The following is a 20,072-nucleotide window of genomic DNA, read 5'->3' on the forward strand; positions in this document are numbered from 1 at the left end:
CACACCAACTCAAGGGACGAAGCCTTGGCTCTGCCCAGCGAGGAATCGGTCCAGATTGCCCTTCGCACGCAGCAGATCATCGCCTACGAAAGCGGCGTCGCCGACACTGTCGACCCGCTTGCCGGGTCCTACTACGTAGAGTCACTCACTAACCAGATCGAACGGGCAGCGGCTGACTACATCCGCCGCATCGATGAGATGGGTGGGGCGATCGCCGCGATCGAGCGGGGCTTCATCCAAAAGGAAATCGAGGATTCTGCCTACAAGTACCAGCGCGCCCTCGAGTCGGGTGAGCAGACCGTGGTCGGGCTCAACAAGTTCCAAATCAAGGAGGCCCCTCCGAAAGGCCTGCTGAAAGTGGACCCGGCAGTCGGAGAACTCCAGAGGAAGAAACTCGCCCACCTCCGGGCGAGCCGGGACGCAGACGCAGTCTCCAGGTCCCTCGACGCGCTCAAGCGGGCAGCGGAAGGTGACACGAACCTAATTCCCTTCATCCTCGACGCAGTGAAAGCCTACGCCACTCTGGGTGAGATCTGCGATACGCTGCGCGGGGTCTTCGGGGAGTACAAACCATCGGGGAGCCTGTAGGAAGGGAGAGCAGGACGGATCATGGAAAGGAAGATCAGGGTTCTCGTGGCCAAACCCGGCCTCGACGGGCATGACCGTGGGGCCAAGGTAGTCGCGAGGGCGCTTCGAGACGCTGGGATGGAGGTCATCTACACCGGGCTGAGGCAGACCCCGGAGCAGATAGTGGCGGCGGCGATTCAGGAGGACGTGGACGTCATAGCCATGTCGATTCTGTCCGGTGCCCATAACCACCTGTTCCCCAGGGTGATGGAACTCCTCCGCGAGCAGGGTGTGGATGATGTTCTGGTGATCGGGGGGGGCATCATACCCGAAGAAGACATCCCTGCACTCCGCGAATGCGGGATCGCGGCCATATTCACCCCCGGCACCCCAACATCGGAGACGATCCGGTTCATCCAGGAGAACCTCAAGAGGGCGTGAGGACGAGCGGAGAGGCGAATACGGTGACAAATATCGTTGATCTCGTGGACCGGGCGCGCATCGGAAATCCCAGGGCAGTGTCCCGCCTCATATCCCTCATCGAGAACGAGAGCCCGGGGTTCACCAAGGCTTACGCATCGCTCTACCGGCGGACGGGCCGGGCGCAGATCATGGGGATCACAGGTCCACCCGGATCCGGCAAGAGCACGCTTGTTGACAAGATGGCGGCGACCTTCCGGTCCCGCGGAAAGACTGTAGGCATCATCGCCGTGGACCCGACGAGCCCGTTCTCCGGCGGCGCTCTCCTAGGGGACCGGCTCAGGATGCAACGTCACTACCTCGACGAAGGTGTGTTCATCCGCAGCATGGGGAGCCGGGGCCACCTAGGAGGCGTTTCCCGTGCCACGTCCGGTGCTGTCGACGTTTTGGATGCTGCGGGGTACGACTATGTGATCGTGGAGACAGTTGGGGTGGGGCAGGCAGAGGTGGAAATCGCCTCCATTGCTGACACGGTGGTCCTCGTACTCGTGCCCGGGCTGGGCGATGACATTCAGGTCATCAAGGCCGGCGTAATGGAGATCGGCGACGTGTTCGTGGTGAACAAGAAGGACCGCCCGGGCGCGGACAGAACCGCGGCCGAGGTGAGGATGGCCCTGGAGCAGAACGGCCATGCCCCCGGCCCGGCGGGGGAATCCGGATCTCGGAGCCCCGGCCCGGACCATGCTCCTCCACAGCCAACTGTGCTGCTGACCTGTGCCGAGACCGGGGAAGGTGTCGCGGCTGTCTGCGACGAGTGCGAGAGACACGCCGCCTGGCTCAGGGAATCCTCCGGCCTAGAGGAACGCAGGATTCGCCGGGCGCGCCTGGAGACCACTCGCATCACGTCGGACCGCATGTGGGCGAATCTGGCCAAAGACCCCGGCACCGCCAGCTCCGCCCTGGAGATCGCCCGACGTGTCGCGGCCAGAGAAATAGATCCATACGCAGCCGGGGATGAGCTGTACAAGATGCTTCTTCAGAGAGGAGGATGAGGACAAATGGTCATCAAGTCCGTGGATCATATTGGAGTCGCAGTGGCCAACCTCGACGAGGCACTCAAGGTTTACGCAGACACTCTCGGTATCAAACTCGCTGGGACCGAGACCGTAGCTGAGCAGAAGGTCCGAGTGGCCTTCCTGCCCATTGGCGAGACCGAGATCGAGCTTCTGGAGTCCACGGACCCCGAAGGCCCCATCGCGAAGTTCATCGAGAAGAGAGGCGAGGGGATCCAGCACATTGCGGTCCGCGTCGACGACATAGAGTCCGCCCTGGAGGAGATGCGGGAGAAAGGGGTGAGGCTGATCGACGAGACCCCCCGCTATGGGGCAGGGGGAGCGAGAATTGCCTTTCTGCATCCTAAGTCCACAGGAGGAGTCCTGATAGAGCTCACTGAACGAAAGGAAGTGCATGACTAGAATGAGAAAGAGGATTCTTGTCACAACCGTGGCGGCCGCCGCGGTGTTCATGATCTTCGCGGCTAGCTGTTCGGCGCAGGGCGGGATGGGAGGAAACTTCGCGAATTGGGTTTTCCTCAAGCTCACCGACCTCAACGAGGGGCTCGAGGACGCCGAGTATGCGCCCCTGCCTTCCACTGGCATGTTCATGTGGGGTGGGTACGGCATGGGGGACGTCAAGAAATGGTCGATAGGCGGATGGGGCGCAGGCGGCGGGATGACGTCCACCAACGACGACAACGGCAAGACCTCCGCCCTGAGCCTTGGGTACGGCGGGATGATATTCCAGTACAATGTAGACATCTCCGAAAAAGTCAGACTCGGCCTTGGCACTGGAATCGGGGTCGGCACAGTGACCCTTACTACAAAGCAGGGAATCATCGACGACTTCGAAGACGTGCTTGCTGGAGCGAACTCCGCGACGGTCTGGAGACCTTACGTGGTCGCCCAACCTTACGCGTCGTTGACCTTCCCTGTCTCCCCGATCGTGACGGCCAGGCTTTCCGGTGGGTATGCCTACTTCTACGGCGTGACTGGCTGGATGGACGGGTTCAACTGGCGGCAGAGGTTCGACGGGCCTCTGGATACCATGGGAGCGCCCTTCGTCGAGCTCGGTATCTCCTTCGGGCCTCCACCCAGCCAGTTCTAGGAGGGTCCCTTCCCCAGCTTGTCACGGGCGTGTGGCAGATATACAGTTCTACAACGTATGGCACGAAAGCAGCCCCTGGCGGACCTAGACCGATCCCGCCAGGGGCTCTCCATCCAGACTGCTTCTCATTTCAGCTCAGCTGAACATCGAAATCAACACGCCGGCGGCAATCGCAGAGCCAATGACCCCCGCGACATTCGGCCCCATGGCATGCATCAGCAGGAAGTTGTTGGGGTTGTCCTTCTGTCCGACAGTCTGTACCACACGAGCAGCCATGGGGACTGCCGAAACACCTGCGGACCCAATGAGCGGGTTGACCTTTCCTTTTGTCCACCAGCACATGATCCTGCCGAGAAGGACGCCGCCCGCGGTGCCACCTGCGAACGCAGCAAGGCCCAGAACGATGATGCCGATAGTCTGGGCGGTGAGGAATCGCTCCGCACTCGCGGTGGCTCCTACGGTAACGCCCAGGAAGATCGTGATTATGTTGATCAGCTCGTTCTGAGCAGTCTTAGAGAGCCGCTCCACCACCCCGGACTCGCGAAGGAGGTTGCCCAGCATCAGGGACCCCACCAGCGCGGCGGCGGAGGGGAGAATGAGGCCCACAACGGCGGTGACAAGGATCGGGAACAGGATTTTCTCCGTCTTGGAGACCGGCCTCAGCTGCTCCATCACTATCATTCGCTGTTCCTTTGTGGTCAATGCCCGCATTATCGGCGGCTGGATGATGGGGACCAGGGCCATGTAGGAGTAGGCCGCTATGGCGATCGGCCCGAGCAACTCCGGCGCAAGCCTGCTCGTGACGTAGATCGCGGTTGGGCCGTCCGCACCTCCGATGATGCCTATGGACGCTGCCTGCTGAGGGTTGAACCCCAGAACGAGCGCACCCAGGAACGTAGTGAAGATGCCGAGCTGAGCAGCGGCCCCAAGCAAAACGGTCTTGGGGTGGGCAATCAGCGGGCCGAAGTCGGTCATCGCGCCGATGCCCAGGAATATCAGGGGTGGGTAGATCCCGAGCTTGACCCCTTGATAGAGGTAGTAGAGCAACCCTCCGATGGCGCCGTCGGTCGGTGGCGCCATCAGGTTGGCCATCGGAAGGTTCGCAAGCAGCATTCCGAATGAAATGGGCAAGAGGAGCAAGGGCTCGAATTTCCTGACAATGGCAAGATACAGGAGAACGCCGGATATGCCAAGCATAACTGCGTCCTTCCAGCCCAGGTTCCAGAAGCCCGTCGTCTTCACGAAGTCGACGACAAAGTCGAACACGGACAGTCGCTCCCTTCTACGCGGGGTCGATCATCACCAGAGGATCGCCGGTGTTCACAGAGGCCCCTTTCGTAGTGGTGACCTCGCGGACCACACCGTTCCTCCCGGCGAAGATCTCGTTCTCCATCTTCATGGCCTCAAGCATGACCACGACGGTGTTGGGAGTCACTTTGTCCCCTGGCTTGACCCGGATGTCCAGGACCACTCCTGGCATGGGAGCGGTTATCGCCCCGGCGCCCTGGGCTGCAGGGGCGGGATTTGGTGCAGCAGTGGGAGAAGCGGCAGGCGCGGCCGCCGCCTGAGCCTGGGCTGGGGTTGGTGCCGGCCCTGCACTGGGGGCGGCAACTCTCGGGGCCGGGGCCTGGGTGTAAGCGCCGATCTCTTCTACTTCGACCTCATATATGTTGCCATTGACTTGGACGCGAAACTTCCTCACTTCTTCTGTCCTCCTCGAAGAGGCACGTAATCCGGCCTCGAATTCAGATCATAGTGGATTGCCTTGCTCTCATGATCTCCTGCCTGCCTGCGAGACCCCAGAGGTTGAGCCCTGCCTGGGCAACTGGGCCGACTCGTCTCGTGGACATGACGGCGAACGGTCCTCCGCCTTCTTCGGTGGCTAGGGCGAGCGCGGCGGCGATTGCGGCGACTTCCTCCAAGGAATGCTCGTCAGTGGAAGCGCCAATCCCCGATGCTTCGGGCCGGGCGGCAGTGGGCTGGGCCAGCTCGTTCCCTGCTGGGGGTCCCGCCTGCCCGGCTGCTGCCGCCGCGGGCGTCTCGATCTTGGGGGGGGCGACTGACTCCATCTCGTGGGAAAGACGCATCCGGGGCGCCGGCTTCCCGTCCGGGCAGTAGCGCGACAGGAATATCATGATCAACTGGAGTACGACCAGCCCCAGGAAGACAATGCTCATCCCGAGGACGGTTGTCTTGAGCCCAAGGATCAAATCCTCGGTGAGGGTCATGGGGAAAACCTCCTCCCGGAAAACCGCAGTTGCGTCACTTACACGGGGATGTTGCCGTGCTTCTTGGGCGGCCTGGTCTCCCGCTTGCTGGAGAGCATCTCGAGGGCGGCGATCAGACGCGCGCGGGTTTCGGCCGGATCGAATACATCGTCAACATACCCTCGGGCTGCCGCCACGTAGGGGTTCGCAAACTTCTGCCGGTACTCTTCGATCTTCTCGGCTCTGGTAGCTTTGGGGTCGGCGGACTTCTCGATTTCCCGGCGGAAGATGATGTTCGCGGCGCCGTCAGGCCCCATGACCGCTATCTCAGCGGAAGGCCACGCGTACACCGCGTCCGCACCCAGGTCGCGGGAGCACATGGCCAGGTAAGCCCCACCATAGGACTTGCGCGTTATCAGCGTTATCTTGGGTACTGTCGCCTCGGAATACGCGTAGAGGAGTTTCGCGCCGTGGCGTATGACCCCGCCCCACTCCTGATTGACTCCGGGCAGGAAGCCCGGCACATCCACGAGGTTCACCAGAGGCACGTTGAAGGCATCGCAGAACCGGACGAACCGGGCGGCCTTGTCGGAAGTGTTTATGTCCAGGCAGCCCGCGAGTACCTTGGGCTGGTTTGCGACAATCCCGATCGGCCTGCCCCCCAGCCTTGCGAACCCGACGATGACGTTCTGAGCGTAATGGGCGTGGACTTCGAGGAAGTCCTCGTAGTCGACGAACCCGCGGATCACGTCCCGCATGTCGTATGACCTATTGGACTCGGGAGGGACGATGTTCCTCAGAGCTTCGTTGGGGCCCGCGTCTGCCCAGGCCTCGCTGACGGGCGGGTCCTCCAAGTTGTTTGAGGGGAGGAAGGACAGCAACTTGCGTATGGCGGTGAAGCAGTCCTGTTCCGTGTCGTACATGAAATGGGCGACACCGCTGGTCTTATTGTGGACGGCCGCGCCCCCGAGGTCCTCGGAGGTCACATCCTCGCCCGTGACCGCCTTTATGACCTGGGGCCCCGTGATGAACATGTTCGCCCCCTGGACCATGAAGACGAAGTCCGTGATGGCGGGGGAGTAGACAGCGCCCCCTGCACAGGGGCCGAGAATGACGGAGATTTGGGGAATCACTCCGGACGCAATTGTGTTCCTGAAGAACACCTGGCCGTACCCGGAGAGCGCATCCACACCCTCCTGGATCCTGGCCCCACCTGAATCGTTGATGCCCACGAGAGGCGCTCCGACCTTCATGGCGAGATCCATGACCTTGCAGATCTTCTTGGCGTGCATCTCACCCAAAGAGCCGCCCATGACTGTGAAGTCTTGCGCGAATGCGAACACCTTACGCCCATCTACAGTGCCATACCCCGTGACAACGCCCTCACCTGGCAGGTCCTGTTCGGGCATGCCAAATTCCGTGCACCTGTGCCGGACAAACATGTCCAACTCGGTGAAGGTTCCCGGGTCGAGCAGGAGCTGGAGGCGTTCGCGCGCGGTGAACTTGCCTGCGTCGTGTTGCTTCGCGACCCTATCGGGGCCGCCGCCCGCTAGGATCTTGTCCTTGCGTGAAGCGAGGTCCTTCAGGATGTCGGTTTCGTCCACTTGTAGTTCACCTCTCAATTCTACTGGAAGCCGTACCCGTGTGGGTGCAAAAATAAGAGACCCTGCATCGAGGGCGAGGAAGACCAAACCTGCGCCCTCGTTCGGGTCTTCGCCAAGCCCTTGTGGGAACCGGACACCTGTACAACATAACACCTCTATATTATACACTTTGACGAGGTTTCCTGCCAGGCCCGGTGAAGGCCCGTTGCGAAAGCCCGACGCAGGAGATGACTGCAGCCCCGGAGAAGAGTGGGAACGACTGAGGACAACTCGGAACAGGAGGACAACCGATGTCATTGGACCGCGTCGAGTTGGGCAGAACCGGCATCGAGGTGAGCCGGTTATGCCTTGGCACTCTCCCCATGAACCAGTCAGGCATGTCCGCCCAGGAGGGGGCCGACTTAATCGTTCGAGCCTGGGAGATGGGGATTAGCTTCGTGGATACGGCAGTTGTGTACAGAACCCACGAGCATGTGAGGATCGCCCGGTCCCGTCTGCCTGGGTTGGTGGTGGCCACGAAGTCCCACGCAGCTACGTACGAGGAGATGGACAAGGACGTCAGCAGGTGCATTGAGGAACTTGGTGGCGGGACTATAGACATATTCCTCCTACACGGGGCGAGAGCCCGCGCTGGGGTTCTTTCGCAGCGCGCCGGGGCCTTGCAGTGTCTCATGGACGCGAAAAGAGCAGGCAGGATAAGGGCGGTAGGCATCTCCACTCACCACATCAGTGTGGTCCGGGAGGCTGGCCTGCACCAAGACATCGACGTCATACATCCCCTCATCAACATGGCTGGCCTCGGGATTGCCGACGGAGGAGTGGAGGAGATGGCCCAAGCCATCGACGAGGCTTCCCGCCGGGGCAAGGGCATCTACCTGATGAAGACCCTCGCCGGTGGCAACCTCATACCGAGACGCGAGGAGGCCCTGAGGTTCGCCGCGAGCCTCCCCGGAGTTCATTGCGTGGCGGTGGGGATGGTCTCTGTCCCCGAGTTGCTCGTGAACACCAGCATCTTCGAGGGCCGCCCGATCCCCGAGGATGCCGCGAAGCAGACCAAAGCGGGCGGGGAGAAATGGTTCCTTCTGGCACCTGCCTGCAGGGGTTGCGGCAAGTGTGTGGAGATGTGCCCGAGCGAGGCACTGGCCATCGTGGATGGGAAGTGCCGGGTCGACCGGGCCCGCTGTGTCCTGTGCCGGTACTGCGGGCCCGTCTGCCCGGAGTTCGCTATCAGGTTCGTATGAGGTCCGCGAGAGCCCCTGGGCCGAATCGGCCGGGAGCCTCTACACTATCAGACTGAGCACTGCGATGCCGGCGATGGCCGCGAGTCCGGTCACGAGGGATCCGCCGGTCTGCAGTTTGTACGCGGTGTTTACGTCCATGTCGGAGAACTGCGATACGACCCAGAAGTAGGAGTCGTTCGCGTGCGATACCACCATTGACCCTGCGCCGATTGCGAGAGTCGCCAGGACGCGGCCCATGCCCGTGCCAAGGCCCAAGCTATCGAGGAGCGGAGCGACGATGGCCGCCGTCGTGATGAGGCTCACCGTGGACGAGCCCTGAGCTGTCTTGATAGCCGCGGCGATGATGAAAGGCAGGAAGATCCCGAGGTGATACTGGGAGAGCACCTGCCCAAGGTAGTCCCCCACCCCAGTGGCCTTGAGGACCGCCCCAAACGCGCCGCCCGACGCGGTGATCACGAGGATGACCGCGGATGTCTCGATTGCCTTGGCGACCCAGTCCCCATAGACCTCCTTGTCGATTCTGGGGGCGAGGCGCATGGCCAGGAAAACCCCAATAAGCAGCGCGAAGATGGGGTGGCCTATGAAGATGAGCACATCCCGCAGCAGCCCCTCCCCCAGGGGGTTGCTCTTGAACATCGCTACCGACCTCAAGGCGATCAGGATTATGGGGGTTACGAGCGGAAGGAAGGACTCGAAAGCCCCTGGAAGCCGCCCGAACTTCTCGATGAGCTGCTCGTAAGTGACCTCGCTCTTCGGCTTGATGTCGAACTTCGAGCCCACTCGGACGGCGTAAACCCACCCAGCTATGGCCGCCGGCAGCGACACGATGAGCCCCATCACGATGACCATGCCAAGGTCTGCTCCGATAGTCCCTGCCGCGGCGATTGGACCCGGGGTCGGGGGAACCATGGTGTGAGTTGCGTAGAGCCCCATGGAAAGCGCGGTGCCCATCACTGCAAGAGATATCCCGCTGGACTGAGCGAGAGCCTTGTTCAACGACGAGAGGATGACGAATCCGGAGTCGCAGAAGACCGGAATGGAGACAACGTAGCCTGATAGCGCCATGGCCAGAGGAGACCTGCGCTGCCCCACCAGACGAAGCATGGTGCGGGCGAGGACCAGCGCTGCGCCGGTCTTTTCGAGGATCGCCCCGATGATCGTGCCCGCCACGATCACAATCCCGATGTTCGCCAGAGTGTTGCCGAAGCCCGTCGCTATCACGTCTATGAGCCCGGCAACGGGTTGCCCACCGGGTCCGACTCCTGGGACCGGAGGCGGAGTCTGTGCAAGAAGCCCCACTGCGAACGCTGCTATCAAGAGGACCAGGAATGCATTCATCCGTACCTTGCCCGTCATGTAGACGATGAACACGATCGCCCCGAGTAGGATCAGAAGAAGCCCTGAACCACTTGCCATCAGTGAACCTCCCTTTTTCGAGGATATGTGCGGCACACAGACGCCGCCATAGTAATTTCTATGGCCGCTGAGATTATCCTCCCATATATCCTCCCTGAATCTGCCAGATAGCGTTCCAGTAGGATTGTATGAAAGGGCGGAAGGCAGGAATGCCGGTAGATCTGTAGTATCCTCTGTTAATTAAGGTAACTGGGACGGAAGCGAGAGGTGGTACACTTGGGCAACTTCATAGAACTCCGGAGCGACACGTGCACGCTCCCCACTGACGAAATGCGGGAGGCGATGCGGTCCGCCGAGGTCGGGGACGACGTGTTCGGGGAGGACCCGACCATCAACAGGCTCGAAGCTCTGGCAGCTGAGAAAGTCGGAAAAGAGGCTGCCTTGTTCCTGCCTTCCGGGACCATGGGCAACCTGGTGGCGGTGATGACCCATTGCAGGCGTGGCGATGAGATAGTATTGGAAGCGGAATCTCATATCTACTACTACGAGGTGGGCGGGCTGTCGGCCATTGCCGGAGTCGTGCCGCGGCTAGTGCCGGGCAAGAACGGAATCCTGAACCCCGACGACGTCAGAAAGGCACTCCGCCCGAGGAACATTCACTATCCCCCTACCACGTGCATCACCGTGGAGAACTCGCACAACCGCGGAGGCGGCACAGTGACCGGCATTCCGGTTCTCGAGGCCATCGCCGAGATCGCACGCGAGCGAGGCATGACGTTCCACATGGACGGGGCGAGGATCTTCAACGCCGCGATCGCCCTTGGAGTCGATGTCCGGGAAATCGCAAAACACGCGGACTCGGTCATGTTCTGCCTCTCCAAAGGGCTCTCGGCCCCGGTAGGGTCCATGCTTGCTGGAACTGCCGACTTCATCGAGCGCGCCAGGAAGAACCGGAAGATGGCAGGAGGCGGGATGCGGCAGGCCGGGGTGCTTGCGGCGGCAGGAATAATCGCACTCACGAAGATGGTGGACCGGCTGGCCGAGGACCATGACAATGCGAAAGAGTTTGCCCGGGGGCTTTCCGAGATCCCTGGCGTGTCCATAGACCTTTCGACTGTCCAGACGAACATCGTGATGTTCGATATCCACAGGCTCGGCATCGGCTCCGAGCAGTTTGCCTCTGAACTCGCAACTCATGGAGTCCGGGTGACGACGAGGCCACCGTTCGGAATCCGCGCCGTGGCAAACAGGCACTTCCAACAGGAGCACATTGAACCGGCTCTGAAAGCGGTGTGGGCGGTGTGCCAGGCGCACCTTTAGGCATTTTCGCGGGGTGCCTCTTCGCTGGGCCCGGCGGGCCGTGTGGGCTGTCGGACGGCCGTGGGGGAGAGCGAAGGATGGATGGCGGACGGGTCCGAAACGGGCCCGGCGGGATCGAGTGCCAAGCCTAACGCCCGGGCAAGGGTCGATGCGACGACCGGCCTTACGCATTCGACGGATACGTGTGACCGGGGAGGCTCGTGTGGCCCGGCTGGAGTACTGGTGCTGGCCGCGGGCCCCGTTTGGACTGAGGCAGCGCCTTCTCTTGGCGTCTCGGCGCCCGCCGGGACCCTGCCGGCGGCCGACGGCAACTCCCGGGCAAGCGATGTCACGCCCCGATCCCTGATGCCGCAGGGGACGATGAGGTCGAAGTATGAGAGGTCTGTCGTGACATTCATGGCGAAACCGTGGTAGGACACGCCGCGCTTCACCCCGACGCCAATCGCCGCGATCTTTTGCGCCCCGACCCACACCCCGGTCAGGCCCGGGACAGTCGAGGCCGAAACGCCGAAGCCCGCGAGCACGCCGATGATGGCCTCCTCGATCCTGCGTAGGAGGTCCACTCCTCCCAGGCCGGCTGCACGCAGGTCGACGATGGGGTAGCCGACCAGCTGCCCAGGCCCATGGAAGGTGACGTCCCCGCCCCGCTCGACCTCGATCACTTCAATGCCCATATGGGCAAGCACGTCACGCGGGGCCAGGATGTGGTCTGCGGATGACCGCCTGCCCATGGTGATCACCGGGGGATGCTCGAGGAGGATGAGGGCATTGGGTACCTCATCCTTGGCACGGAGCTCGAGAAGCGCATGTTGGAGGGCCCATGCCTCCCGGTATGGGGTCAGTGGCAGGTTCAGGACTTTGAGGGTTCGTTCCACTTGCACGTCACCTTTCTTTGGGTCTGCCGCGTTGCACGATTAAGGGCCCGGTTGCTCATTACTTCCTTGACTCTCTAGTTTCCTCCTTGCGCAGGTAGAACATTGCACCTTGGGGGGGATCCCATGCGCCCGAGAATCGGAATAGTCGCCCCGTACCAGGAACTCGCTAACCTCTGCTCCTCGGTTTGCTCAGAACTGGGGGAGGACGCTGAGGTGCGGTCTGGAGACCTCTCGGAAGGTGTCGCAGTCGCCCGGGAGATGGAGCGGGCAGGGGCTGAGGTCATCATAAGTCGGGGGGGCACTGCCCTTGCCATTGAGCGTGCCCTCGAGATCCCGGTCGTTCTGATCGAGGTGAGCCCACTCGACCTTCTCAAAGCCCTTGCCCAGGCAAAGGAACTCGGGCGAAGCATAGGCGTTGTGGGCTTCAAGAACACCGTATACGGGGCAGAGGACATAGCAGAGATTCTCGATATTGATCTCGTTCCGATAGTCCTCGCAAGCGAGGCAGAGGCCGAATCCAGAGTTGCACACGCAGTTCGGGCGGGCCTGGAGGTCATTGTGGGCGACGCGGTGGCGGCCAGGACCGCCGTGGGCCATGGTGCCAGGAGTGTCCTGATCCGCTCGGGCAAGGATGCGATCATGAGGGCGATCGCCGAGGCGAAGCACGTGGCCGCAGTGCGCATGCGCGAGAGGGAGCGCGCTCAGGAACTCAGGGCGATTCTCGACTTCGCACACGAAGGCATCATAGGCCTTGGCCCGGATGGCGCGATCCGAGTATTCAACCCAGTGGCGGAGCGGGTGTTTGGGATGAAAGCTCAAGAGGCCATGGGCAGGAACATCTCCGCGCTCATCCCGGACGTTTCCATGGACAGGCTTGCGGCAGGGGACAAGGCCGAGACGGGAGAGCTCAGCCACATAGGGGAGACTCTCATCATTACTACAAGAGTCCCAATCAGGGTTAGGAACGAGGTCACAGGTGCGGTCATCACTTTCCAGGACGTTACAAGGATTCAACAACTTGAGGAGAAAGTCAGGAAAGAACTCCACACCAAAGGCCATACGGCACGCTACACTTTCGCCAACATCAAGACAGCGAGCGCTCATGTAAAAGAGCTTGTGGAGCGCGCGAAGAAGTTCGCCAGGGTGGATTCCACGGTCCTCATCACCGGGGAGACCGGGACAGGCAAGGAGCTGTTCGCTCAGAGCATCCACAATGAGAGCGCCCGCAGGGGTTTCCCTTTCGTCGCCATCAATTGCGCCGCGGTGCCGGAGAGTCTACTTGAGAGCGAGCTCTTCGGATACGAAGAGGGAGCGTTCACAGGCGCCCGGCGAGGGGGAAAGCAAGGTCTCTTCGAACAGGCCCACAGAGGGACGATATTCCTCGACGAGATCGGAGAGATGTCCATGCCCCTTCAGTCCCGCCTTTTGAGGGTCTTGGAGGAACGCGAAGTGATGCGGGTCGGGGGAGATCGCATCATACCCGTGAACGTCCGCATAATCGCCGCGACTCACGTGGACCTCAAGGAGGCCATGGCGCGCGGGGAATTCCGTGAGGACCTATACTACAGGTTGAACAAGCTCTCGCTGCGGATTCCGCCACTTCGGGAGAGGCCGGAGGACATCCCCGTCTTCGCCTCTCTGTTTCTTGAGATGCTCAGCGAGAGATTCGGTCGGCCCCCGCAGAGAATCAGCGCGGACGGAATGCGCGTTCTTACCGCATATTCATGGCCGGGGAATGTCCGAGAGCTTCGCAACATCATAGAGCGAATAGTCACGAGCCTCGATTCGGAGACCGCGGGGGCAAAGGACATCAGAGCGCTTATGCATGATGAGTATACAAGTCCCAGGCGCAAGGGAGCGGAAGGCGTGCCGGCAGCTTCAGAGGGCACTCTTGCCGAGATGGAACGACAGGCCATCGAGAGCGCTCTATCGGAGGCCGGCGGAAACAAGCGCGAGGCCGCAAGGATTCTGGGCATAAGCAGGGCAACGCTGTGGCGGAAACTGAAGACTGCGCAACATGAGTAATATATCGAAACACCGGCATCTCGGGTTTCGCCCGCTGACCCCTCTCTTCCCCGACACTGACCTCGGGGGCAGAGAGGGGAATGTTTCATTATGGCTCATTATGACTCACGGCGTCCGGCTCGGTTGCACATGAGGATAGTCACTTAGACGGCGCTCCAGTTCTAGACCAGCCCAGGCCAATACGGGTTTCCTCGCTGTCTCAGAGGTTGGTGGCATGGAAGTCGCATAGGCTGACTGTAGCGGTGAAGACTTCGGTTCACTATCAGAAGTGGCAGGTGAGTCCCCTGGGCGACGATGAGAAGCTACCGAAGCTCGGCATAATTGCGGACGATCTCACAGGCGCCGGTGACGCCGGGGTGCAGTTCAGGAAGGCAGGTCTCTTGACCACGGTGCTGATCGATGAGGGCTCAGCTGAGTTGGCACTACGTCGATCCAACGTCGTGGTCCTGAACACAGACAGCAGGCATCTGGTGGCAGAACGTGCCTATACCGCAGCTTACAGGGCTGCGCGGCTCCTAGCTGAGCACGGGGTCGATTACATATACAAGAAAGTAGACTCCACTCTCCGAGGAAACATCGGAGCTGAGATTGATGGTGTCATGTGCGCTTTGGGCGCGTCGATTTGTGTGCTCGCACCAGCGTTTCCGGCCAACGGGAGGACTACGGTGGATGGGTGCCTTTTGGTTCATGGCGTGCCTCTTGACCAGAGCGAAGCGGGGACGGACATTCTCTTGCCTGCGGTGAGCCCGGCTGTGGATGAGGTAATACAGAGGCAAAGTCATAGAAAAACAGCACGGATCTCACTGGGGAAAGTGAGGAGTGGAGTGAACACGCTCGCACGGGAGTTCCTGTCGCTGGCGAGCCAAGGCGCCGAGATCATTGTGCCTGATGCTGTAGACCAGCGGGATCTTGGCACTATCGCGGACGCGGCTGTTGTGGTAGGCCCGGGCTGCATTATGGCGGGTTCGGCTGGCCTCGCCGCTGAATTGCCCCGTTCCCTGGACATAAGCGGGTCGCCCCCGCCCAGTGGCGCGGCCAGTGTGGGACGCGGGATTCTCGTCGTCGTCGGGAGTGCCACGCGCACCAGTGCTGAGCAAGTTGCCGCGGCTATCCGTGATCCACACGTGTTCTCGATCGCACTTTCCCCACTTGAGCTTTTCTTGGAAGACCGGTCTTCAGAATACCTTACCCGCGCAGAGCGCGCAGCTCGAGAAGCGTTGGCCTCTGGGCACGACGTCATGGTGTCCATAGACAGGTCTCGATCCCCGAACGGAGAAGGCCGGGAAGCCAGACATGCTAGGCCCCTGTTCTCAGAATCAGCTCACATACGGGACGCTCTGGCCTGTGTTGCCAGGGCTGCCGTAGCTTCAGGCATGGTGGCAGGGATTATTGTAACAGGTGGCGACACGGCCGTGGCAGTCTGCCGTGCACTGGGAGCTATAGGGCTTGACCTAGATAGGGAACTACTTCCGGGCATACCTCGCGGCCGAATCGTAGGCGGGGTCGCTGACGGCATGCTCATCGTGACCAAAGCGGGGAGCTTTGGCGGTACGGAGGCGCTGACAATCGCATTGGACCATCTGAGACTGGCAAGGACTCGGGGGTGAATGTGCGATGGTTCACTGCTTGGATGTGCTTCTCGTCGGGGGATACGTGGTGGACGGCACGGGGGTACCGTGGTACCGCGCTGACGTTGCGGTCAGAGACGGTGTGGTTGTTCTGATCGCACCCAAGATTGATCTGCCGGCAGCGCGGACTCTCGATGTCCACGGGATGGTGGTAGCTCCCGGCTTCATAGACATACACAGCCATTCAGACTACAGCTTCTTCTGGGATCCGGACGCCAGCCAGAGAATCACACAAGGATTCACAACCGAGATCTGTGGGAACTGCGGAGTATCTGCCGCTCCCATTCGCGAACGGCGGTTCTCCGATCTGCAATTGGACCTCCTAAGCAGTGTGGGCGTTCGCGAGAACGTTACCTGGTGTACATTCCGGGAGTATCTGCAAACCGCTGCGAGCCAGAAGATGTGCACGAATGTTGGAGTTCTCATCGGCTATAACACAATCCGTGAGTACGTAGCTGGAACCCAACGGGAGCTCTCCACTGCGGAACGCCTCGAAATCATGGAACTGGTGACTGACGCCATGGCTGCCGGTGCCCTCGGCGTCAGTTCAGGTCTCGTCTACCAACCAGGCAACTTCGCGTCTCGGGACGAGTTGACCGAGGCCTGCAGGATTGTTGCGAGGTGGGGAGGGGTATACGCGACTCACACCCGCGGTTTGCGGGAGAGTTTCTCGACCGGGGTGGGTGAAGCCATAGACATCGCACAGACTGCCCGCGTTCCTCTCGAGATCTCCCATATGGTCCCGCAGTTGGGCGGATGGGGCCAATGGAGAGAGGCCCTAGACCAGGTAGATGAGGCACGAGCGCGAGGCGTAGACGTCACCTTTGACACCCATCTGGACACGGTGGGCGGCAACAACGTGCTGGCGACAATACCGCCTCAGTACAAGCAAGACGGGGTCGAATCCCTTGCGGCAAGGCTCAGCGATCCAGGTTTCAGGAGCCGGCTGAGACGCGATATGCAGGATTTTCTGGGTCCGGGTACCTCAGGGCACCTGAAACACTCTAGATGGGACATCCTTCGGATCGGCCAGGCCCCTTACACGCCTTGGGCGGTTGGGAAGTCGGTGGAGGCTCTGTCTTGGGCAGCGGGAAAGGACCCGTGGGACGTTTTCTTCGATCTTCTGGAGGCCAATGGACGCGGGCTATATCTCACGGCGGTCTATGTTCCAGAGGATGCGATTCGGTCGGCCCTGTCCCATCCTGCTTCGATGGTAATGACGGACGCTTCCTTCGCTGAGGCCGGACCGAACTGCCCGTTTCCCCGGAACTTCGGGACTAGCGGGAAGCTTCTGGGGAAGTACGTTCGAGAAGAAGGTCTGCTTTCTCTGGAGGAAGCAGTGCGCAAGATCACATCGGCTCCGGCTGCCCGGTATGGATTGTGGGACAGGGGTGTCTTGAGGCCTGGGTTTGCCGCTGATGTCACGGTCTTCGATCCAGCAACCATAGCGCCCACTGTGACTGACGAAGGGTGCCTGGCTGGCTGTGAATACCAGAACCCCCGTACCGTCGGGGTGATGCACGTACTTGTTAACGGCGAGGTTGTATTGGAGGGCGGGGAGCTGACCGGAGCGCGGCCCGGCCGTCTTCTACTAAGACGACACACATAAGACGGGAGGAGATCTCATGTCAAGGATTGTCGACCTGAGAAGTGACACCATCACACTGCCCAGCGAGGAAATGCGGGACGCCATGAGGAGCGCCGTCATAGGTGACGATTACTACGGGGATGACCCGACGGTCCAGGAGCTGGAGACCCTGGCCGCCAAGAAGCTCGGCAAAGAAGCGGGGCTCTTCGTCACGTCCGGGACGATGGGAAACCTCGTATCCATCCTTGCATCCACCCAGCGAGGTGACGGAATCATCGTCGAGGCCGACGCCCACGTTTACCGGTGCGAGACTGGGCACCTGGCCGCCGTGGCGGGCGTCCTGGCAAAGCGGGTCAAAGGTCACGCGGGCATGTTCAAGCTTGAGGATCTGGAGGCCGCACTCTTTGCTGACGGTGTTCTCTACCCGCCCAACAAGCTGCTCTGTGTGGAGAACACTCACAACGCAGCAGGCGGCACATGCATATCCGTGGCCCACATGGAGGAATTGCGGAGGTTCGCGGACGCCCATGGAATGTTGATCCACGTAGATGGAGCGAGGATCTTCAACGCCGCAATCGCGCTTGGGGTCCCTGCAAAGGATCTTGCCAAAGACGCTGACTCACTCACTTTCTGCCTCTCCAAAGGGCTCGCCTGCCCCTTCGGCTCACTCATAGTCGGAGACGCCGATTTCATCAGGAGATGCCGCAAAATGCGGCAGATGGTGGGGGGAGGCATGAGGCAGGCGGGGGTTATGGCAGCCGCCGGCATCGTGGCCCTGAACAAGATGGTCGACAGGCTCGCGGAAGACCACGAGAATGCGAGGGTGTTGGCTGAGAGCCTGGTGGCCCTCGGGTTGGACATCGACCTTTCGCTGGTCCAGACAAACATGGTCTTCGTCAACGCGGCGAATGTTCCCGGAGGAGCGGACGCCCTAGTAGCTAGAATGAAGGAGAACGGTGTGATAGTGAACGCACCCAGTCGGGGCCGGTTCAGGATGGTTACGCACTACGGCATAACCCGTCATGACATCGAGATGGCCATAGAGGCCGTGAAACGTGCGCTTCACTAAAGCGCAGGTAAGGTGGGGTTCCTGTGGCGAGGATGTATTCGTGCGCGCAGACAGTCGAACGGATGACCGGGCTCAGTCAGAAAGGAACCATGGAAACCCCGACCCAGGATCATGATAGAAGGCACGTCCTGCCTTACGTCCTGTCGCACGGTGGGCGTAACTACTTTTTGGTCAGACAAATCGAGGCCGGCAACCTGTCAGCAGTGGACTTCAGTACGATGCCGGCAGTCTTCTTCAACCCATACTTCCTGCCTGGCCGCTCTCAAGAGGCGTTCCGGACGGTCACGGACGCGGTTCGTGCCATCGTGGGCGATGAGAAGGTCACATGCGATGCCGAGATGCCCGCTTCCATCTACACACAGCTGCGAGCGGAACTTGTGGTCGACGTGGACCGTGCACCGGAGATGCCTGTGCGTACCATGAGGACCACGCGAACGGACGTGCTCCGCCGTTTCAATCATCACAGAAACGAAGTCGCGGCAGTCGCAAGGAGACTCACTTCGGGCCATCCCGATGAAAACCGTCTAGCCGAGTGGTACGAGGAACGCCCCGACAAGCGCTTCGAGTTGCTGGATTCGATGGCATCCGAGCGTGGAGTGGATGCGCTCCTGGGCACTTGGGTCGCCGATTTCCAGGAGCTTTCCGGGTTCCCCGGGACTCTCGCGTCTGAGCGGGGGTTCGCGGTTCTCTACCTGACGGGATCAGACGAGGTGTGGCTGATCATCCCATCCTCCGTGGCGTTTGCGGAAGGATCGGATTCCCGGGACTACCCCGGCCTCTCAGCCGCGCTGCGTGACATTGTCCCTACAGGGACCGTGGGGTACGAGGCTGACACAATCGGGGCCTCGGCTCTCCTGGACATGGAGGACCGGGGAATCCGACTGGCGCCTGCGGGAGACCTTATGCAGGATTGGCGCGAAGAGAAGGCCTTCTTGGACATCCCCTACTTCGTAGTTGCGGCGATGGCATCACGGTATGCGGTTGACGGTGCTGCGGACTTCGCGACCAAGGCCATAAGGGCCGGCGTGGAGGTCACCGAGCGCGATGTGGACAGAGTATACCTCGGCCTTCTCTCAGACTTCGCGAAGCGTGAACGCCTCCCGGTGACGCTCGAGTTCTATTTCACAGGGAATCACACCGGGGCGAGAACGATCTTTCCTGCCCGTCCCGGCAATCACCTGCTATCACGTCGTTCAAACTCCTTGAAGATAGATGCAGGGGTCTTCGTAGTGGACGACGGTCTATTCCATGCGTGTAGCGACATAGCGCGAACCGTGACTACTACCGAGGCTGCCGCGCATGTGGCGGATGCCATGGAAGAAGTGATGCTTCTGGAGACGATTCCGTCGATTCGACCTGGAATGACCGGGGCGGAGATCCACCACATGGGTGTTGGTCAGATGGCGTCCAGGAACTCCACCTTCTCGCAGACGGGGTACATGCCCCCTGGATTCGATTGGGCGACTGACTATCCGCGTGATATCGGGCATGTCATCGAGAGGCAGGAGTCGAACACCTTCGGGTTCAAGCCGGGAATCTCTCGCCCGGTTCATCATGGGATGGTAGCATGTGTCGAATTTCACTGCGCATATGAAGACCATGCGATTACCTGCGAAGATACGTTCGTCGTGGATGATCAGGGATCGATCGTCATTAGTCGCGGGCCTTGCGAGTTTGGCCCAGAAGGGGAGGTGAGCAGACGGCACTCGTTTCGGGCCTAGGCAGTACTGTCAGACGGAGACTCGCCTCAATCAGCCTCAATTGCCAAAGTCAGGAAGGAGGGCGCTTACTTGAAACTACGTGGAATGATTGGTGCGATCACAGTGCTGTTGTTGTGCATGACACCAGTCCTCGCCCAGGAAGAGCCAGTCAAGATCGGCATAGTAGCGAACCTCACCGGCGCCGCTGCCATGACCGGGAACTACATCAAGACCGGAGTGGACATGGCTATCGAGGAGATTAATGCGGCGGGAGGGATTAGGGGCAGAAGAGTTGTCTACATAGCTGAA

The 20,072-nt window shown here is 60.8% G+C and carries 19 protein-coding genes; 13 read left to right on the top strand and 6 right to left on the bottom strand.

The window, feature by feature from the left end; translation table 11 throughout:
* From NUW23_05805 to NUW23_05825, 5 genes are all read left to right on the top strand, one after another.
* The coding region (locus NUW23_05805) for a methylmalonyl-CoA mutase family protein (protein MCR4425691.1) at window positions 1–588 on the top strand (588 nt) is incomplete at its 5' end.
* A 21-nt stretch (window positions 589–609) separates the two neighbouring features.
* A complete protein-coding gene (locus NUW23_05810; GenBank protein ID MCR4425692.1) occupies window positions 610–1,008 on the top strand; it encodes a cobalamin B12-binding domain-containing protein in 399 nt (132 codons plus the stop codon).
* 23 nt (window positions 1,009–1,031) lie between these two features.
* A complete protein-coding gene (gene meaB, locus NUW23_05815; protein MCR4425693.1) occupies window positions 1,032–2,039 on the top strand; it encodes a methylmalonyl Co-A mutase-associated GTPase MeaB in 1,008 nt (335 codons plus the stop codon).
* Between the two features lie 6 nt (window positions 2,040–2,045).
* Complete coding sequence (mce, locus tag NUW23_05820) at window positions 2,046–2,462, top strand: methylmalonyl-CoA epimerase (GenBank protein ID MCR4425694.1); 417 nt, start codon at window positions 2,046–2,048, stop codon at window positions 2,460–2,462.
* A gap of 1 nt (window position 2,463) precedes the next feature.
* Window positions 2,464–3,150 (top strand): hypothetical protein, encoded by a 687-nt coding sequence (locus NUW23_05825; protein MCR4425695.1) that lies wholly within the window; start codon window positions 2,464–2,466, stop codon window positions 3,148–3,150.
* A gap of 135 nt (window positions 3,151–3,285) precedes the next feature.
* On the opposite strand, the gene NUW23_05830 is transcribed toward NUW23_05825, so the two are convergent.
* From NUW23_05830 to NUW23_05845, 4 genes are read right to left on the bottom strand one after another with little or no spacing between them, the layout of a single operon-like run.
* Window positions 3,286–4,416 (bottom strand): sodium ion-translocating decarboxylase subunit beta, encoded by a 1,131-nt coding sequence (locus tag NUW23_05830; GenBank protein MCR4425696.1) that lies wholly within the window; start codon window positions 4,414–4,416, stop codon window positions 3,286–3,288.
* Window positions 4,417–4,432: 16 nt separating this feature from the next.
* On the bottom strand, window positions 4,433–4,852 hold the full coding sequence (locus NUW23_05835; protein MCR4425697.1) for an acetyl-CoA carboxylase biotin carboxyl carrier protein subunit: 420 nt from the start codon (window positions 4,850–4,852) through the stop codon (window positions 4,433–4,435).
* Window positions 4,853–4,895: 43 nt separating this feature from the next.
* Window positions 4,896–5,378, bottom strand: a complete 483-nt coding sequence (locus NUW23_05840) for an OadG family protein (GenBank protein ID MCR4425698.1) — start codon at window positions 5,376–5,378, stop codon at window positions 4,896–4,898.
* 38 nt (window positions 5,379–5,416) lie between these two features.
* Complete coding sequence (locus tag NUW23_05845) at window positions 5,417–6,961, bottom strand: methylmalonyl-CoA carboxyltransferase (protein MCR4425699.1); 1,545 nt, start codon at window positions 6,959–6,961, stop codon at window positions 5,417–5,419.
* A gap of 290 nt (window positions 6,962–7,251) precedes the next feature.
* On the opposite strand from NUW23_05845, the gene NUW23_05850 reads away from it, so the two are divergent.
* On the top strand, window positions 7,252–8,202 hold the full coding sequence (locus NUW23_05850) for an aldo/keto reductase (GenBank protein MCR4425700.1): 951 nt from the start codon (window positions 7,252–7,254) through the stop codon (window positions 8,200–8,202).
* A gap of 39 nt (window positions 8,203–8,241) precedes the next feature.
* Here the strand turns inward: NUW23_05850 and NUW23_05855 are convergent, their stop codons facing one another.
* Entirely contained in the window at window positions 8,242–9,618 is a 1,377-nt protein-coding gene (locus NUW23_05855; protein ID MCR4425701.1) for a GntP family permease, read from the bottom strand.
* A 207-nt stretch (window positions 9,619–9,825) separates the two neighbouring features.
* Between NUW23_05855 and ltaE the strand changes: the two genes are divergently transcribed.
* A complete protein-coding gene (ltaE, locus tag NUW23_05860; protein MCR4425702.1) occupies window positions 9,826–10,878 on the top strand; it encodes a low-specificity L-threonine aldolase in 1,053 nt (350 codons plus the stop codon).
* Here ltaE and lipB read toward each other — a convergent pair.
* Complete coding sequence (gene lipB, locus NUW23_05865) at window positions 10,875–11,753, bottom strand: lipoyl(octanoyl) transferase LipB (protein ID MCR4425703.1); 879 nt, start codon at window positions 11,751–11,753, stop codon at window positions 10,875–10,877. The genes ltaE and lipB overlap by 4 nt on opposite strands.
* 123 nt (window positions 11,754–11,876) lie before the next feature.
* On the opposite strand from lipB, the gene NUW23_05870 reads away from it, so the two are divergent.
* The 6 genes from NUW23_05870 to NUW23_05895 form a co-directional block, all read left to right on the top strand.
* Window positions 11,877–13,778 (top strand): sigma 54-interacting transcriptional regulator, encoded by a 1,902-nt coding sequence (locus NUW23_05870; protein ID MCR4425704.1) that lies wholly within the window; start codon window positions 11,877–11,879, stop codon window positions 13,776–13,778.
* A gap of 242 nt (window positions 13,779–14,020) precedes the next feature.
* Window positions 14,021–15,385: a hypothetical protein gene (locus NUW23_05875; protein MCR4425705.1), complete on the top strand. Its 1,365-nt coding sequence runs from the start codon at window positions 14,021–14,023 to the stop codon at window positions 15,383–15,385.
* A 7-nt stretch (window positions 15,386–15,392) separates the two neighbouring features.
* Window positions 15,393–17,015 carry a D-aminoacylase gene (locus NUW23_05880; protein ID MCR4425706.1) on the top strand — a complete coding sequence of 541 codons (1,623 nt, stop codon included), beginning with the start codon at window positions 15,393–15,395 and terminating at the stop codon, window positions 17,013–17,015.
* Between the two features lie 16 nt (window positions 17,016–17,031).
* On the top strand, window positions 17,032–18,063 hold the full coding sequence (locus NUW23_05885; protein ID MCR4425707.1) for an aminotransferase class I/II-fold pyridoxal phosphate-dependent enzyme: 1,032 nt from the start codon (window positions 17,032–17,034) through the stop codon (window positions 18,061–18,063).
* 32 nt (window positions 18,064–18,095) lie between these two features.
* Window positions 18,096–19,784 carry a M24 family metallopeptidase gene (locus NUW23_05890; protein MCR4425708.1) on the top strand — a complete coding sequence of 563 codons (1,689 nt, stop codon included), beginning with the start codon at window positions 18,096–18,098 and terminating at the stop codon, window positions 19,782–19,784.
* Between the two features lie 69 nt (window positions 19,785–19,853).
* A partial coding sequence (locus NUW23_05895; GenBank protein ID MCR4425709.1) for an ABC transporter substrate-binding protein occupies window positions 19,854–20,072 on the top strand: 219 nt, incomplete at its 3' end.

This window comes from Bacillota bacterium (assembly GCA_024655925.1).
Taxonomy (GTDB): domain Bacteria; phylum Bacillota; class DTU025; order DTU025; family JANLFS01; genus JANLFS01.